At 73.0% G+C, this 15,578-nt stretch carries 15 protein-coding genes and 1 pseudogene; 10 read left to right on the top strand and 6 right to left on the bottom strand.

The window, feature by feature from the left end; genetic code table 11:
• Positions 1 to 48 precede the first annotated feature (48 nt).
• From ACTWJ8_RS12315 to lgt, 10 genes and pseudogenes are all read left to right on the top strand, one after another.
• Positions 49 to 1,536 carry an anthranilate synthase component I gene (locus ACTWJ8_RS12315; RefSeq protein ID WP_443263821.1) on the top strand — a complete coding sequence of 496 codons (1,488 nt, stop codon included), beginning with the start codon at positions 49 to 51 and terminating at the stop codon, positions 1,534 to 1,536.
• 71 nt (positions 1,537 to 1,607) lie between these two features.
• The gene (locus ACTWJ8_RS12310) at positions 1,608 to 2,261 is read left to right on the top strand and encodes a TIGR02234 family membrane protein (protein WP_356388058.1); all 654 of its coding nucleotides are present in this window, start codon (positions 1,608 to 1,610) and stop codon (positions 2,259 to 2,261) included.
• Between the two features lie 95 nt (positions 2,262 to 2,356).
• Positions 2,357 to 2,608, top strand: coding sequence for an HGxxPAAW family protein (locus ACTWJ8_RS12305; RefSeq protein WP_356388060.1), 252 nt, complete (start codon positions 2,357 to 2,359; stop codon positions 2,606 to 2,608).
• Positions 2,609 to 2,699: 91 nt separating this feature from the next.
• Positions 2,700 to 3,146, top strand: a complete 447-nt coding sequence (locus tag ACTWJ8_RS12300) for a DUF2752 domain-containing protein (RefSeq protein WP_356388062.1) — start codon at positions 2,700 to 2,702, stop codon at positions 3,144 to 3,146.
• Positions 3,147 to 3,271: 125 nt separating this feature from the next.
• Positions 3,272 to 4,078, top strand: a complete 807-nt coding sequence (gene trpC / locus ACTWJ8_RS12295; protein ID WP_356388064.1) for an indole-3-glycerol phosphate synthase TrpC — start codon at positions 3,272 to 3,274, stop codon at positions 4,076 to 4,078.
• A 10-nt stretch (positions 4,079 to 4,088) separates the two neighbouring features.
• Complete coding sequence (gene trpM, locus ACTWJ8_RS12290; protein WP_443263820.1) at positions 4,089 to 4,256, top strand: tryptophan biosynthesis modulator TrpM; 168 nt, start codon at positions 4,089 to 4,091, stop codon at positions 4,254 to 4,256.
• Between the two features lie 109 nt (positions 4,257 to 4,365).
• Positions 4,366 to 5,652 (top strand): tryptophan synthase subunit beta, encoded by a 1,287-nt coding sequence (trpB, locus tag ACTWJ8_RS12285; protein ID WP_356388066.1) that lies wholly within the window; start codon positions 4,366 to 4,368, stop codon positions 5,650 to 5,652.
• A complete protein-coding gene (gene trpA, locus ACTWJ8_RS12280) occupies positions 5,649 to 6,464 on the top strand; it encodes a tryptophan synthase subunit alpha (RefSeq protein WP_356388068.1) in 816 nt (271 codons plus the stop codon). Before trpB ends, trpA begins: the two co-directional genes overlap by 4 nt.
• A 95-nt stretch (positions 6,465 to 6,559) precedes the next feature.
• Complete coding sequence (locus ACTWJ8_RS12275; RefSeq protein ID WP_356388070.1) at positions 6,560 to 7,336, top strand: thioredoxin domain-containing protein; 777 nt, start codon at positions 6,560 to 6,562, stop codon at positions 7,334 to 7,336.
• A gap of 73 nt (positions 7,337 to 7,409) precedes the next feature.
• Positions 7,410 to 8,261: pseudogene (gene lgt, locus ACTWJ8_RS12270) on the top strand (prolipoprotein diacylglyceryl transferase); the annotation flags it as partial.
• 78 nt (positions 8,262 to 8,339) lie between these two features.
• Here the strand turns inward: lgt and ACTWJ8_RS12265 are convergent.
• Genes ACTWJ8_RS12265 through ACTWJ8_RS12240 form a run of 6 tightly spaced genes read right to left on the bottom strand, consistent with a single transcriptional unit; the run spans position 8,340 to position 15,567 of the window.
• Positions 8,340 to 9,170, bottom strand: a complete 831-nt coding sequence (locus ACTWJ8_RS12265) for an HpcH/HpaI aldolase/citrate lyase family protein (RefSeq protein WP_356388072.1) — start codon at positions 9,168 to 9,170, stop codon at positions 8,340 to 8,342.
• Entirely contained in the window at positions 9,167 to 10,393 is a 1,227-nt protein-coding gene (locus ACTWJ8_RS12260; protein ID WP_443263819.1) for a CaiB/BaiF CoA transferase family protein, read from the bottom strand. Before ACTWJ8_RS12260 ends, ACTWJ8_RS12265 begins: the two co-directional genes overlap by 4 nt.
• Positions 10,390 to 11,892, bottom strand: coding sequence for an ADP-ribosylglycohydrolase family protein (locus ACTWJ8_RS12255; protein ID WP_443263818.1), 1,503 nt, complete (start codon positions 11,890 to 11,892; stop codon positions 10,390 to 10,392). The genes ACTWJ8_RS12260 and ACTWJ8_RS12255 overlap by 4 nt, the downstream gene beginning before the upstream one ends.
• The gene (locus ACTWJ8_RS12250) at positions 11,892 to 13,037 is read right to left on the bottom strand and encodes an ADP-ribosylglycohydrolase family protein (protein WP_443263817.1); all 1,146 of its coding nucleotides are present in this window, start codon (positions 13,035 to 13,037) and stop codon (positions 11,892 to 11,894) included. Before ACTWJ8_RS12250 ends, ACTWJ8_RS12255 begins: the two co-directional genes overlap by 1 nt.
• A complete protein-coding gene (locus ACTWJ8_RS12245; protein ID WP_443263816.1) occupies positions 13,034 to 14,470 on the bottom strand; it encodes an ADP-ribosylglycohydrolase family protein in 1,437 nt (478 codons plus the stop codon). Before ACTWJ8_RS12245 ends, ACTWJ8_RS12250 begins: the two co-directional genes overlap by 4 nt.
• A complete protein-coding gene (locus tag ACTWJ8_RS12240) occupies positions 14,467 to 15,567 on the bottom strand; it encodes an ADP-ribosylglycohydrolase family protein (protein ID WP_356388082.1) in 1,101 nt (366 codons plus the stop codon). The genes ACTWJ8_RS12245 and ACTWJ8_RS12240 overlap by 4 nt, the downstream gene beginning before the upstream one ends.
• Positions 15,568 to 15,578: the final 11 nt, after the last annotated feature.

Raw genomic sequence — 15,578 nt, 5'->3', positions numbered from 1 at the left:
CCTGGGCAGGCGCGCGGGGCGGGGGCCCGACGGAAGTAGGCTCGTGCCATGGATCTGGAGACCTTCCGCAAGCTCGCGACCGACCGCCGAGTGATTCCTGTCAGCCGCAAGCTCCTCGCGGACGGTGACACGCCCGTCGGTCTGTACCGCAAGCTCGCCGCCGAGCGGCCCGGCACGTTCCTCCTGGAGTCCGCGGAGAACGGCCGCTCCTGGTCCCGCTATTCGTTCGTCGGCGTGCGCTCCGCCGGCACCCTGACCGAGCGGGACGGGCAGGCCCACTGGCTCGGCACAGCGCCCGTCGGCGTCCCCGTCGACGGCGATCCGCTCGCCGCCCTGCGCGCCACCGTGCAGACCCTGCACACCCCGCGCTACGAGGGCCTGCCCCCGTTCACCGGCGGCATGGTCGGCTATCTCGGCTACGACATCGTGCGCCGCCTGGAGAAGGTCGGCCCGGGGGAGCGCGACGACCTCAAGCTGCCCGAGCTGACGATGCTGCTCACCAGCGACCTGGCCGTGCTCGACCACTGGGACGGTTCGGTCCTCCTCATCGCCAACGCGATCAACCACAACGACCTGGAGACCGGCGTCGACGAGGCCTACGCCGACGCCGTCGCCCGCCTCGACGCCATGGAGGCCGACCTCGCCAAGCCGGTCCAGACGGCCCCGACCGCGCTCCCGGCGTCGGAGCTGCCCCCGTTTGAAAATGGCACAGTCACGGCGCTGTGGGGCGGCAAGCAGTACCAGGCCGCCGTCGAGGACATCAAGGAGCGCATCCGGGCCGGCGAGGCCTTCCAGGTCGTCCCCTCGCAGCGCTTCGAAACCCCGTGCACCGCAAGCGCGTTGGACGTGTACCGGGTGCTGCGGGCCACGAACCCGTCCCCGTACATGTACCTGTTCCGCTTCGACGGATTCGACGTCGTCGGCTCCTCGCCCGAGGCCCTGGTCAAGGTCGAGGACGGGCGCGCCATGGTGCACCCCATCGCCGGGACCCGGCCGCGCGGCGCGACGCCGCAGGAGGACCACGACCTCGCCGAGGAGCTGCTCGGCGACCCCAAGGAGCGGGCCGAGCACCTGATGCTCGTCGACCTCGGGCGCAACGACCTGGGGCGGGTCTGCGAGCCCGGCTCCGTCGAGGTCGTCGACTTCATGAGCATCGAGAAGTACAGCCACGTCATGCACATCGTGTCGACCGTGACGGGCACCGTCGCCGAGGGCCGCACCGCCTTCGACGTCCTCACCTCCTGCTTCCCCGCCGGCACCCTCTCCGGCGCCCCCAAGCCCCGCGCCCTCCAGATCATCGACGAGCTGGAGCCGTCCCGGCGCGGTGTGTACGGCGGCTGCGTCGGCTACCTCGACTTCGCGGGCGACTCCGACACCGCCATCGCGATCCGGACCGCGCTGCTCCGCGACGGCACCGCGTACGTGCAGGCGGGAGCGGGCGTCGTCGCGGACTCCGACCCGGTCGCCGAGGACACCGAATGCCGCAACAAGGCGGCGGCCGTACTGCGCGCCGTGCACACCGCGAACCGGATGTGAGGTGGCGGACGCTGTGAAGTGACGCACGACTCCGGCCCCCGGGTCACGTAAACCGGGACAGGCAGGCGATAGTGGAGTACGTGACTGCTGTACCGCACCCCCGTACCGATGCCGCCGAGTCGGCCGATCAGGCCGCTTCCTCGTCGAACGGCCGGCGCAGCCTCGCCGTCGCCCTGCTCTGCGGGGCCGCCGGGGCCGCGGTCGCCCTGCTCGCGTCCCGGCAGGAGTGGTGCTCGGGCGTCGCCGCCGTCGCGGGCGGCAAGCTGCCGCTGACCGCGAAGGGCAGCGACGTCACGGGCGTCCCCGCCGCCCTCGCCATAGTGGGCCTCGCCGCGCTCGTCGCCGTCTTCGCGGTCCGCAAGGTCGGCCGCCTCCTGGTCGCCGTCCTGCTCACGCTCAGCGGCGCGGGCGCCGTCGCCGCCGCCGTGCTCGGCGCGGGCGACAGCGCCGCGCTCGACGAGAAGGCCGCGCAGGCCGCGGGCGACGCCTCCGCGACCATCCACGCCCTCAGCAGCACCGCCTGGCCCTACGTCTCCGCGGCGGGCGGCGCGCTCATCCTGATCGCCGGCATCCTCGCCGTGATCTACGGTGCCGCCTGGCCGTCGATGGGCGGCCGCTACGAGCGCTCCGGCGCCCCGAAGACCCGCCGCAAGGCCGTCGACCCCGACCGCCCCGAGGAGCTGTGGAAGGCCATCGACCGCGGCGAGGACCCGACGGGCGCCTGACCCCCGCGTACGACGTTCCGCGCGCGTGCGGGACAATGGGTAGGAACGTCGTACGTCATACGTACGCATAGGCCATAAGCAACGAGGAGCAAGCCATGGCGGACAGCAGCCACGGACACACCCCGGCCGCCTGGACCGGTGTCATCATCGCCTTCATCGGTTTCTGTGTCGCGGGCGCCTTCATGGTGATGGGCAGCGTCGCCGGGTTCTGGGCCGGCATCGCCCTGCTCGCGGTCGCCGCGATCGTCGGCGGCGCGATGAGCGCGGCCGGCATGGGCAAGCCGAAGCGTGCCGAGCTGCAGCTCAAGTCCACCGGGGCGACGCAGGCCGCGGGCTCGGAGGCCTGAGCCCTCGTCGTACCAGCGCGAAAGGGGTGGAGCGGCCGACCGGCCGCACCACCCCTTTCGCGTTTCCCGGGGAGCGGCCGCGCGGACACGGATGCAGAATGCACGAGTGACCGTCGAGACGACCGAACCCGCCGCCCGCCCCGGCGCCCTGCGCCGCCTCGCCGTCCCGTTCGGCGTGCTCGGCGGCGTCGCGCTCGCCTTCGCGTACGTCGGCACCGTCGACCCGAACGAGCCGGGCCACTACCCGGCCTGCCCGTTCCTCCAGCTCACCGGCGCCTTCTGCCCCGGCTGCGGCGGCCTGCGCAGCGCCCACGCGATCGTCCACGGAGACCTCGCGGGCGCGCTCGGTGCCAACGCCCTCGCCGTCGTCGGCTACGCCCTGTTCGCCGTGGTGTGGACCGTGTGGGCCGCCCGGGCGGCGCGCGGCAGGGCGGTGAGCCTCGCGCTCGGCCGCGCCCAGCTGTGGGCCGTGGGCGCGGTGGTGCTCGCGTTCACGGTTGTCCGGAACCTGCCCTTCGGTGGCTTCCTGGCACCTTGATCAACGGCAGGTGTCCAGGTAGTGGGACCGACGTCAACCGGATGCGGGACCAAGGCCCCGCGCCGGATACCATTCACAAGGACCAGATGAACACCCAGGGGATGCCCGGAAAGGAGTCCGCTCGCGTGAGTGTGCTCGACGAGATCATCGACGGAGTCCGTGCCGACCTTGCGGAGCGGCAGGCGCGCGTCAGCCTCGACGAGCTCAAGGAGCGCGCGGCGAAGGCTCGCCCGGCGAAGGACGGCGTGGCCGCGCTCAAGGGCGACGGCGTCAAGGTGATCTGCGAGGTCAAGCGGTCCAGCCCCTCCAAGGGTGCGCTCGCCGCGATCGCCGACCCGGCCGCACTCGCCGCCGACTACGAGGCGGGCGGCGCGGCCGTCATCTCCGTCCTCACCGAGCAGCGCCGGTTCGGCGGCTCGCTCGCCGACCTGGAGGCCGTCCGCGCCAAGGTCGACATCCCGGTCCTGCGCAAGGACTTCATCGTCACCTCGTACCAGCTGTGGGAGGCCCGCGCGTACGGCGCCGACCTCGCGCTGCTGATCGTCGCGGCCCTGGAGCAGCCCGCCCTGGAGTCCCTCATCGAGCGCGCCGAGTCCATCGGCCTCACGCCGCTCGTCGAGGCCCACGACGAGGACGAGGTGGAGCGCGCGGTCGACGCCGGGGCCAAGGTCATCGGCATCAACACGCGCAACCTCAAGGACCTCTCGGTCGACCGCGGCACCTTCGAGCGCGTCGCCCCGGACATCCCCGACCACATCGTCAAGGTCGCCGAGTCCGGCGTGCGCGGCCCGCACGACCTGATCGCGTACGCCAACGCGGGCGCGGACGCCGTCCTCGTCGGCGAGTCCCTGGTGACCGGCCGCGACCCGAAGTCCGCGGTCGCCGACCTCGTCGCGGCGGGCGCGCACCCGGCCCTGCGCCACGGACGCTAAACTCACGCCCATGCCCATTGCCGCCCGCCTCGCCCCCGGCTGCCGCCCCCGCGGCTGCCGCGCGCCGGCGAGGCGTGTCCGCGGCCGCCGCGTCCGCTACCACATCGGCGCGGAACCCGGGCAGATCAACGGAATGCGATGGCAGAGCGCCCCTGTAAGGGGCGCGGGACTGTATTGATTTGCGACTCCGTCGCGTGGGCGCAGGTCACCACGGACAACCGTCGCACGCAGTCCCTGACGCCCCACGGCCTTTAGTGATCACACACCTGAAACCGTGAGGCACACGCATGTCCAGCGACTACTTCATCCCTGACCCGGAGGGTCGGATCCCGAGCGCGGAGGGCTACTTCGGCGCGTTCGGCGGCAAGTTCATCCCGGAGGCCCTCGTCGCCGCCGTGGACGAGGTCGCCGTCGAGTACGACAAGGCCAAGAACGATCCGGCGTTCGCCGCCGAGCTCGACGAGCTGCTCGTCCACTACACCGGCCGCCCGAGCGCCCTCACCGAGGTGCCCCGGTTCGCCGAGCACGCCGGGGGCGCCCGCGTCTTCCTCAAGCGCGAGGACCTGAACCACACCGGCTCGCACAAGATCAACAACGTGCTGGGCCAGGCCCTGCTCACCAAGCGGATGGGCAAGACCCGCGTCATCGCCGAGACCGGCGCCGGTCAGCACGGCGTCGCGACGGCCACCGCCTGCGCGCTGCTCGGCCTCGAGTGCAAGATCTACATGGGCGAGATCGACACCGAGCGCCAGGCCCTCAACGTGGCCCGCATGCGCATGCTCGGCGCCGAGGTCGAGGCCGTGAAGTCCGGCTCCCGCACCCTCAAGGACGCCATCAACGAGGCGTTCCGCGACTGGGTCGCCAACGTCGACAACACGCACTACCTGTTCGGCACGGTCGCGGGCCCGCACCCGTTCCCCGCCATGGTCCGCGACTTCCACCGGGTCATCGGCGTCGAGGCGCGCCGCCAGATCCTGGAGCGCGCCGGCCGCCTCCCGGACGCCGCGATCGCCTGCGTCGGCGGCGGCTCCAACGCCATCGGCCTGTTCCACGCCTTCATCCCGGACACCGACGTCCGCCTGATCGGCTGCGAGCCGGCGGGCCACGGCATCGAGACCGGCGAGCACGCGGCGACCCTCAGCGCGGGCGAGCCCGGCATCCTGCACGGCTCCCGCTCGTACGTCCTCCAGGACGAGGAGGGCCAGATCACCGAGCCGTACTCGATCTCGGCGGGCCTCGACTACCCGGGCATCGGCCCCGAGCACGCCTACCTCAAGGACTCGGGGCGCGGCGAGTACCGCGCGGTCACCGACGACGCCGCGATGCAGGCGCTGCGCCTGCTGTCGCGGACCGAGGGCATCATCCCGGCCATCGAGTCGGCGCACGCCCTCGCGGGCGCCCTCGACGTCGGCAAGGAGCTGGGCAAGGACGGGCTGATCATCGTCAACCTGTCCGGGCGCGGCGACAAGGACATGGACACCGCGGCCCGCTACTTCGGCCTGTACGACACGGACGGCGCCGTGGCCGCGAACGCCGACACCGAGGTGGCCGAGATTGAGGGAGACGCCAAGTGAGCGGGAACGTCCAACTGCTGAACGACACCCTGGCCGGCGCCAAGGCCGAGGGCCGCTCCGCCCTCATCGCCTACCTGCCCGCGGGCTTCCCGACCGTCGACGGCGGCATCGAGGCCGTCAAGGCCGCCTTCGACGGCGGCGCCGACGTGGTCGAGGTGGGCCTGCCGCACTCCGACCCGGTGCTCGACGGCCCGGTCATCCAGACCGCCGACGACATCGCGCTGCGCGGCGGCCTCAAGATCAAGGACGTCATGCGCACGGTCCGGGAGGCCCACGAGGCCACCGGCAAGCCGGTCCTCGTCATGACGTACTGGAACCCCATCGACCGCTACGGCATCGAGCGGTTCACCGCCGAGCTCGCCGAGGCGGGCGGCGCGGGCTGCATCCTGCCCGACCTGCCGGTGCAGGAGTCCGCGGTGTGGCGCGAGCATGCCGACAAGCACGGTCTCGCGACCGTCTTCGTCGTCGCGCCCAGCAGCAAGGACGAGCGCCTCGCCACCATCACGGCGGCCGGTTCGGGCTTCGTGTACGCGGCGTCCCTGATGGGCGTCACCGGCACCCGCGAGTCCGTCGGCAACCAGGCCAAGGAGCTCGTCGAGCGCACCAGGGCCACCACCGACCTGCCGGTCTGCGTGGGCCTCGGCGTCTCGAACGCGGCGCAGGCCAAGGAGGTCGCGGGCTTCGCCGACGGCGTCATCGTCGGCTCGGCGTTCGTGAAGCGGATGCTGGACGCCCCCGACGAGAAGGCCGGGCTCGACGCGGTCCGCGCCCTCGCCGGTGAACTCGCCGCCGGCGTACGCGACAAGGCGTAGGAACCACCCGACGTAACAGCGAGTTACGTCACCCATATGGGTGGAAACCGGACCGGGGAGGGACGCTCGTGCCTCCCCGGTTCGTTGGCGCGGGTGTGAGCGAGAAGAATCGAGAGGGAAAGCGCGCGGCCCGCGAGCGCCTGGCCGCCGAGCGCGAGAAGCAGAAGGCCGCCGAGAAGCGGCGCAGGACGTTGATCGTGGGCGCGGCCGTGGTGTGCGTCCTCGGCCTGGCCGCGGTGATCGGGGTGGTCGCCGCGAATTCGGGCGACGACGATTCGAGCGATGCCGCGTCGGGTCCCGTGGTCGCGCCGAAGGGGGCCACCGGCAAGGACGAGCTGGCGATCCCCGTCGGCAAGGCGGGCGCGAAGTCGACCCTGGAGGTCTGGGAGGACTTCCGCTGCCCCGCGTGCAAGTCCTTCGAGGACGGATACCGCTCGACGATCCACGAGCTCGCCGACGCGGGCGAGCTGAAGGTCAACTACCACCTGGTGACGTTGATCGACTCGAACCTGAAGGGCAGCGGCTCGCTCCGCGCGGCCAACGCGGCGGCGTGCGCGCAGGACGCCGGCAAGTTCCGCGACTACCACGACGTGCTGTTCGAGAACCAGCCGGAGGAGACCGACGACGCGTACGCGAGCAACGACAAGCTGATCGAGCTCGCGGGGAAGGTCGGCGGACTCGACACCGGCACGTTCAAGTCCTGTGTGAACAAGGGGACGCACGACAGCTGGGTGAACAAGACGTACAAGGCGTTCCAGGACGCGAAGTACAACGGGACGCCGACCGTCCGGCTGAACGGCAAGGACATCCTGAGCGACCAGACCCTGACCCCGGCCAAGTTCAAGAAGATGGTCGAGGACGCGAACAAGTAGTCGGAGCTGTTACGCAGCCGTTGCCGGGCTGCCCGTCGTGCCCGCGGCCCGGCACGGTAGCGTCGGACCTGCCATGGAACTTGCCTTCATCCCCAGCCCCGAGCGCGGAGTGGTCTATCTCGGACCCATTCCGCTGCGCGGCTACGCGTTCTGCATCATCATCGGCGTCTTCGTGGCCGTCTGGCTCGGCAACCGGCGCTGGATCGCCCGCGGCGGGCGCCCCGGCACCGTCGCCGACATCGCCGTCTGGGCGGTGCCCTTCGGCCTGGTCGGCGGGCGTCTGTACCACGTGATCACGGACTACGAGCTGTACTTCAGCGAGGGCCGTGACTGGGTCGACGCCTTCAAGGTCTGGGAGGGCGGCCTCGGCATCTGGGGCGCCATCGCGCTCGGCGCGGTCGGCGCCTGGATCGGGGCCCGCCGCCGTGGCATCCCGCTCCCGGCGTACGCCGACGCCATCGCGCCCGGCATCGCTCTCGCCCAGGCCATCGGCCGCTGGGGCAACTGGTTCAACCAGGAGCTGTACGGCCGGGCCACCGACGTGCCGTGGGCCCTGAAGATCACCTCGGACACGGACGGCCGCGTGCCGGGCACCTACCATCCGACGTTCCTGTACGAGTCGCTGTGGTGCATCGGCGTCGCGCTGCTCGTCATCTGGGCGGACCGGAAGTTCAAGCTCGGGCACGGGCGGGCGTTCGCGCTGTACGTCGCCTCGTACTGCGTCGGCCGGTTCTGGATCGAGTACATGCGCGTGGACGACGCGCACCACATCCTCGGTCTGCGGCTCAACTGCTGGACGGCGCTCGGCGTCTTCCTGCTGGCCGTGCTCTACATGGTGCTGTCGGCGCGCAAGCGCCCCGGCCGCGAGGAGGTCGTCGAGCCGGGCGCCGGGGACGACGCCGCCGAGACGGACGACGAGGCCAAGGACGAGGTGGAGCTCAAGAAGAGCTGACGGACTTCCGTCCCGAGGGCGCCGGACCGGATGGTTCGGCGCCCTTTGCCGTTACGTGCCGGTCGCGGCCAGCCGCAGCGTTCGGCGCGCTGCCGCCACCACCGCCGCGTCGACGAAGCGGCCGTCCGGGAGCGCGAGCGCTCCGGCGTCCGTGGCCGCCGCGCACACGATCTCCTGGGCCGCCGCCACCTCCGCCTCCGTCGGACGGAACGCCTCCTCGATCACCGGGAGCTGACGCGGATGGATCGCCGTGCGGCCCAGGAAACCGAGCGCCCGGCCCTCCGCGCAGGAGCGGGCTAGGCCCGCCGTGTCGCGGACGTCCGGGTACACGGACTGCGGCGGTGGCGGCAGCAGGGCCGCGCGCGCCGCGACGACCGCACGGCCGCGCACCCACGCGAGGCCCGCCGCGTCCGTGACACCGAGGTCGGCACGGAGATCCGCCTCGCCGAGCGCGATGCCGTGCACGGCGTGGTGCGCCGCGATGTCGTAGGCGTGCTCGACGCCGACCGCCGACTCCAGGAGCGCGTACAGCGGCGGGACCTCCACCGCCCACTCCTGTACGCGGGTCAGATCCGCTGGCCCCGCCACCTTCGGGAGCCGCAGCGCGTCCAGGCCGGGGAGCGGGGTGAGGCGGCGCACCTCGTGCTCGGCGAGCGGCCCGTCCAGCGCGTTGACGCGGACGTGCACCGGCACCCGGTGCTTGTCGGCGAGGAGTTCCGCGGTCGCGTCGAGGGCGTACGCCTTGCGGTCGGGGGCGACCGCGTCCTCCAGGTCGACGAGGACCACGTCCGCGCCCGAGCCGAGCGCCTTGGCGACCACGTCCGGGCGGTCCCCGGGGACGTAGAGCCAGGTCAGGAACACCTTGTCCAGCCGCTCGCTCATACCGATCCCGCCTCCCGCAGGGACGCCACGTCCGCCTCCGACAGGCCGAGGCCGCCCAGGATCTCGTCGGTGTCCGCGCCGTGCGGCCGGCCCGTCCAGCGGATGCCGCCGGGGGTCTCGGAGAGCCGGAACAGCACGTTCTGCATCTTGACCGTCCCGAGGTCGGGGTCGGGGAGTTCGGTGACGGAGTCCAGGGCCCGGTACTGCTCGTCGGCCAGGACGTCGCGGACGTCGTAGACCGGGGCGATGGCGGCCTCGGCCTTCTCGAAGGCGGCCACGACCTCGTCGCGCGTATGGGCGCCGATCCACGCGCCGACCGCCGCGTCCAGCTCGTCGGCGTGCCGCGCGCGTCCCGAGCCCGTCGCGAACCACTCCTCGCCGATGAACTCGGGGTGTCCCACGAGGTGCAGCACCCGCTCGGCGATCGACTGCGCCGAGGTGGAGACGGCGACCCACTTGTCGTCGCTGGTGCGGTAGGTGTTGCGCGGCGCGTTGTTGGTGGAGCGGTTGCCGGTGCGCGGCTGTACGTAGCCGAGCTGGTCGTACCAGGTGGCCTGCGGGCCGAGGATCGCCAGCATCGGCTCGATGATCGCCATGTCGACGACCTGGCCGCGGCCCGTCGTCTCCCGTGCGTGGAGCGCCGTCATGATCGCGTACGACGTGGCGAGCGCGGCGACGGAGTCGGCGAGGCCGAACGGGGGGAGCGTGGGCGGTCCGTCGGGCTGGCCGGTGATCGCGGCGAAGCCGGACATGGCCTCGGCGAGCGTGCCGAATCCGGGGCGGCGGGCGTACGGGCCGAACTGGCCGAAGCCGGTGACGCGGGCGAGGACCAGGCGCGGGTTGGCGGCGCTCAGCTCGTCCCAGCCGAGGTGCCACTTCTCCAGGGTGCCGGGGCGGAAGTTCTCGACGACGACGTCCGCGTCCGCGACGAGCTTGAGGAGGATCTCGCGGCCGCCGGGGGAGGAGAGGTCGAGGGTGAGGTTCTTCTTGTTGCGGCCGAGGGTCTTCCACCACAGGCCGACGCCGTCCTTCGACGGGCCGTGGCCTCGGGACGGGTCGGGCCTGCGCGGATGCTCCACCTTGATGACCTCGGCGCCGAAGTCGCCGAGCATCGTGGCGCAGATCGGTCCGGCGAAGAGGGTGGCGAGGTCGAGGACGCGCAGGCCGGTGAGGGGTCCTCGGGCTGTTTCGGTGGTTTCGTCGTGGGCGGTGGGGGGTGTCATGCGCGGGCCTCCAGGGTGAGCCGGGCCAGTTCGTCGAAGCCGATGCCGTCGAAGCCGGCGACCGAGGTGGCGAGCCGGTTCTTCAGCGGGGCGGTCCAGCGGTCGCCGAGCGCGTCCGGGTGCCCGGCGAGCAGGCCCGTGACCGAGCCCGCGGTCGCGCCGTTGGAATCGGTGTCCCAGCCACCGGACACCGCGCGGCAGATGGAGCCCTCGAAGTCGCCGTCTGCGTGGGTGAGGGCGGCGGCGAGGAGGGCGGCGTTGGGCAGCACGTGGACCCAGTGGTGGTCGGAGTAGGCGGCGTGCAGTTCGTCGACGACGGTGTCGAAGTCGGCGTGGGTGTGGGCGAGTTCGATGCCGCGGTGGACGGCGGCGGCGTAGCGGGAGCGCGGGGGTACGACGGACAGGCCGGCGCGGAGTGCGTCGTGCACGTCGGACGTGCCGTCGGCGGCCGTGGCGATGGCGGCGGCCGTGAACATCGCGCCGTAGACGCCGTTCGCGGTGTGGGTGAGAACGGCGTCCCGGTGGGCGAGACGGGCCGCGTGTCGTGGGTCGCCGGGGCTGATCCAGCCGAAGACGTCGGCGCGGATCTGGGCGCCGATCCATTCACGGAAGGGGTTTCTGTACGTCGCCGTGTGCGGGGGGGCCAGGCCGGTGAGGAGGTTGCGGTAGGCGATGCGTTCGGCGGTGAAGGTGCGGCCTGCGGGGAGTTCGTCGAGCCAGAGTCGTGCGACGTCGTCGGTGGTGAAGTCCGTGCCGTGACGTTGGATCAGGAGGAGGGCGAGGAGGGGGTAGTTGAGGTCGTCGTCCTCCGGCATGCCGTCGATGTTCTCGGCGAGGGAGGTGGGGGCGCTGCGGCGGTTCCAGGGGTGGGCGGCGGCGACCTCCGGGTCCAGGTTCCGTGCGGTCCACCATCCGCTCAGCGGCCAGTTGCCGGTGGACCGGGCGATGGCCCTGATCCCGTCGAGCGTCACCTTCTCGACGGGCTTCCCGAGCAGGCAGCCGGCGGCGCGGCCGAGCCAGGCGGCGTGCAGCCGGTCGACCGGGGCGTTTTCCTCCCCCACCCCACCCCTTCCCGAAACCGGGGCCTCCGCCCCTGGACCCCGCCTGCCTCCCGCCCCCGGGGCTCCGCCCCGGACCCCGCTCCTCAAACGCCGGAGGGGCTGAAATCCCGGCCCTTCCGCTCCCGCGTCTGCGCTCCTTGACGGCTGGAGGGGGTGGGGTGGGGGAGGCGTGTTTGTCGTCGACTCGATCGACGCGAGGTCTGTCGGTTCGGGCAACGGTGAGGGGATCGCGGCGAGTTCGTCGAGGAGGCGCTCGGCCAACGCGCGGAGTTCGGGTGACGCCGGGACGGTGGACGCGCCCGCCCGGGCCGGGGACGGGTGGCCGCCCGCCGCCAGCCAGCGGGACGCGATCGCGGAGGCGTCGCGGCCGTCCTGTTCCGCCTGGCGCAGCTCGTGGGTGATGAGGTCCTCGGGCTGGGTCCAGGTGAGGCGCAGCATCAGAGGCCCGCGATCGCCGCGAACGCGGCTTCGTGGGCGCGGCGCCGGTCGAGGTCCTTCGCGTGGACCTCGCGGGCGACCCGGGAGAGCGAGGCCGCGGGACCGTGCAGGTCCAGTCTGCTGGCCTGCGCCACCTCCGCGCTCCACTCCTTGGGCACCGCCCCCTCCCCGTACAGCGCCCCGACGATCGCCCCGCTCATCGTGGCGATCGAGTCGCAGTCGCGGCCGTAGTTGACGGAGCCGAGCACGGTGTGGCGGTAGTCGCCGCGGCCGACGAGGAGCATGCCGAGGGCGATGGGGAGTTCCTCGATGGCGTGCAGCCGGGAGGGGCGGCGGGCGCCGAGCGACGGCTTGCGGTAGTCGGGGCCGACCGTGTCGAAGGGGGTGACCGCCTCGCGCAGCGGGGCCAGGGCGTCCTCGAAGTCGTCGTAGCGGGAGGCCACTTCGCAGACCGCCTCGATCGCCGAGCGGGTGCCGTCCTTGGCGAGGGCGAGGGCGTCCTCGACGACGGATTCGGGGGTGGCGTCCGGTTTGTACGCCGCCGCGACCGCCGCCGCGAAGACGCCCGCCGCCTCCCTGCCGTACGAGGACTGGTGCGCGCCCGCGACGTCGAGGGCCTCCTCGTAGGCCTTGAGCGGATTGCCCGCGTTGACCGCGCCGACCGGCGCCATGTACATCGCGGCGCCGCAGTTCACGATGTTGCCGACACCCGCCTCGCGCGGGTCCACGTGCCCGTAGTGGATGCGCGCGACGATCCACTTCTCGGCGAGGAAGATGCGCTGGAGGGGGAGGGCCTCGGCCTCGAGCTCCGGGATCCAGCGGGGGGTGGTGATCAGGTCGGGGACGAGGTGGTCGGCGACCGCGTACGCGTCGAGGTGGTCGCGGACCTTCTCGTAGACGCGGACGAGGGCGTGCGTCATCAAGGTGTCGTCGGTGACGTGGCCGTCGCCCTTGTGGTACGGCGCGATGGGCCGTGCCGTCCGCCAGTCGTCCTTGTGGAAGGGCTCCACGATGCCGCGGACGCGGCCCCCGTGCCGTTCCGCGATGGCCTCCGGGGTCCAGCCCTCGACCGGGCCGCCGAGCGCGTCGCCCACGGCCGCGCCGACGAGGGCGCCGGTGGTGCGGTCCTCCAGTGAGACGCTCATGATGGTGAAGTTCCTTCCACTGCAGGGGAGTTGGAGGTGGCGCGGGCGAGGCGTCCGGCGAGGGTCGTCAGACGGGTCCCCGCGAGTTGCGGCAGCGCGCAGCCCGCGAGGATGTCGCAGGCGTTCCGCCAGGTGTCGGGCAGTGCCGCTGCGCCGCCGACGGCTCCGGTGAGGGCGCCGGTCAGGGCGGGCGCCGAGTCCGCGACGCGGGACAGGCAGGCGGCGGTGGGCACGGCCTCGGTGACCGAGCCCGCGGCGGCCGTCGCCACGGCGAGGGCGACGGGGACGGTCTCGGCCGCGGCGATGCCGTAGCTGTAGACGTGGTCGACGATCTCGTGTTCCAGGACGGGGACCAGGGCGAACGCGTTGCCGGGCTGCCCGGGGCGGGCCGCGGCGGCGGCGCGGCCGAGTTCGACGGCGCGGTGGGCGTTGCGGTGGATCTCGGTGCCGGCGGGGAGCTGGGCGAGGGCGGCGTCCACGCAGGCGTCGACGGGGGCGCCGGTGAGGGCGGTGGCGACGGCGGCGGCCATCGCGCGGGCGCCGTGCACGCCGTCGCCGTCCTGGGTGTAGCGGGCGTCGAACTCGGCGAGTTCCGCGGCCTGTTGGGGGTTGCCCGGGTGGACGGTGGCGAGGACGGCGGCGCGGACGCAGGCGGCGTCGTCGAAGTAGTGCGGGTTGTCGTGGCCGGTGGCGGGCGGGCGCAGGCCGGCGGCGAGGTTGCCGAGGCCGGCGCGGACGGAGATGCGGGCGCGCAGCGGGATGTCGGCGGACTCGATCTCGTCGGCGTGGGCCGCGGCGGCGGCGATCTCGTCGGCGAGGGTGTTCCAGGCGAGGGCGAGGGAGGAGCGGACGCGGTGGGTGGGGTCCAGGTCGGTGAGGCCGTCGGCGTGGGCGGCGAGGACGGCGTACGCGGTGAAGGCGGCCCATTCGGCGTCGTCGGAGGGGCCGAGGCGGAGGGGTTCGGGGGGTTGGTTGAGGGCGATGGGGACGGGGAGGGTGGTGGTGGCGTTCTGCTCGGCGAAGGTGTCGAGTTCGCGGGTGAGGCGGCGGGTCCAGTCCGGGAGCCGGGCGGCGCGGTGTCGTCCCGACGGCCACCCGGCGGCGTCCCCCGCGGCGATCCCGAGGAGGAGGCCCTCGATGCGGCCGATGTTCGTGGCGGCGGATGCGGTTGCGCCCGCGGGGCTCTGCCCCGGACCCCGCGCCTCAATCGCCGGCGGGGCTTGATCTTGCCGAACCGGCGTTGCGCTCTCGGGGCTCTGCCCCGGACCCCGCTGCTCGATCGCCGCAGGGGCTTGAATATCCGGACCTGCGCTTGAGTGTCCGGGAGGGGCTTGATTTGCCGGGCCTGCGCTCGAAGAGTGGGCATTTTCAGCCTCGCCGGCGTTTGAGGCGCGGGGGCCGGGGCGGAGCCCCGTGGCGTGATCGGGATTCATGCCACCGCCCCCTCACGGTCCGGCGGCGGAGGCGTCAGGCGGTCTGCCACGTCGAGGACGTGGCGGCCGGCCATCGACGGGAGGCAACTGCCGCGGACCGGCCCGATCGCCGACGCCCAGGGCGAGGGAATCGACGACTCGCCGCACAGGGCACCTGCCAACGCCCCCGCCACCGCCGCCGTCGTGTCCGCGTCGCGGCCCATGTTGACGGCCGTGAGGACGGACTCGCGGAAGTCCCCGCGGGCCACCGCGAACGCGCCGAAGGCCAGGCCGACCGCCTCGGGCGCGAGGTCCGTCCACGGATAGCCGCCGATGACGACGGCCTTGCGCACGGCCCGCTCCATCGAGAGCTGCGTGCCGTCCGGGTCCCTGCGGGCCCGGCGCGCCGCCGCGACCGCGCGGTGCAGGGAGCGGCCCGTCCAGGAGTCCTCAGGGACCACGGAGAGCGCCGCCTGCACCACCGCGTCCGGGTTGTGGCTCACCATCGCCGCCGCCACGCCCGCGGCGACCGCGCGGCCGCCGTGGATGCCCTCCCCGTCGTGCGACACCGTGCCGTCGATGGACACCAGGCGGGCCGCCTCCGCGGGGCGGCCCGCCGCGTAGACCCCGAAGGGCGCCGCGCGCATGGCGAGGCCGTCGCTCCAGGCGTGCCGGTGCTGGGCCGAGATGGGGGCGGCGAGCCCGCGGCGGAGGTTCTCGAGGGTGCCGCGTTCGCTGAACCCGGCGCCCTTGAAGGGGCCCTCGTCGCGGTCGGCGATCCACGTGTGCCAGGCCGCCTCGACGTGCGCGATGGTGAGGCCCGCGCCGTGCTCGGCGAGGAGCAGGCCGGAGAAGATCGCGTACTCGGTGTCGTCCGTGCCCGCGGGGTCGGCGGAGACGAAGCCTTCGATGCGGCCCCAGCGTTCGCGGATCTGGGACGGCTTCATGTTCTCCGCGGGCGCCCCGAGCGCGTCGCCGACGGCGAGCCCGAGGAGCGCCCCGCGGGCGCGGTCCCGCAGGGAGATCGCGGCCGCGGGCTGCGGGTGCGGAACGGTGCGGAGTCTGCGCGGCTGTGCCGGGCCTCCCGAAGGAGGGTCCGGTTCGACGCTGACGCTCATGGTGTGTTCGT

The organism is Streptomyces sp. SDT5-1, from assembly GCF_052245995.1.
Taxonomy (GTDB): Bacteria; Actinomycetota; Actinomycetes; order Streptomycetales; family Streptomycetaceae; genus Streptomyces.
This window is presented reverse-complemented; position numbering and strand designations above follow the sequence as displayed.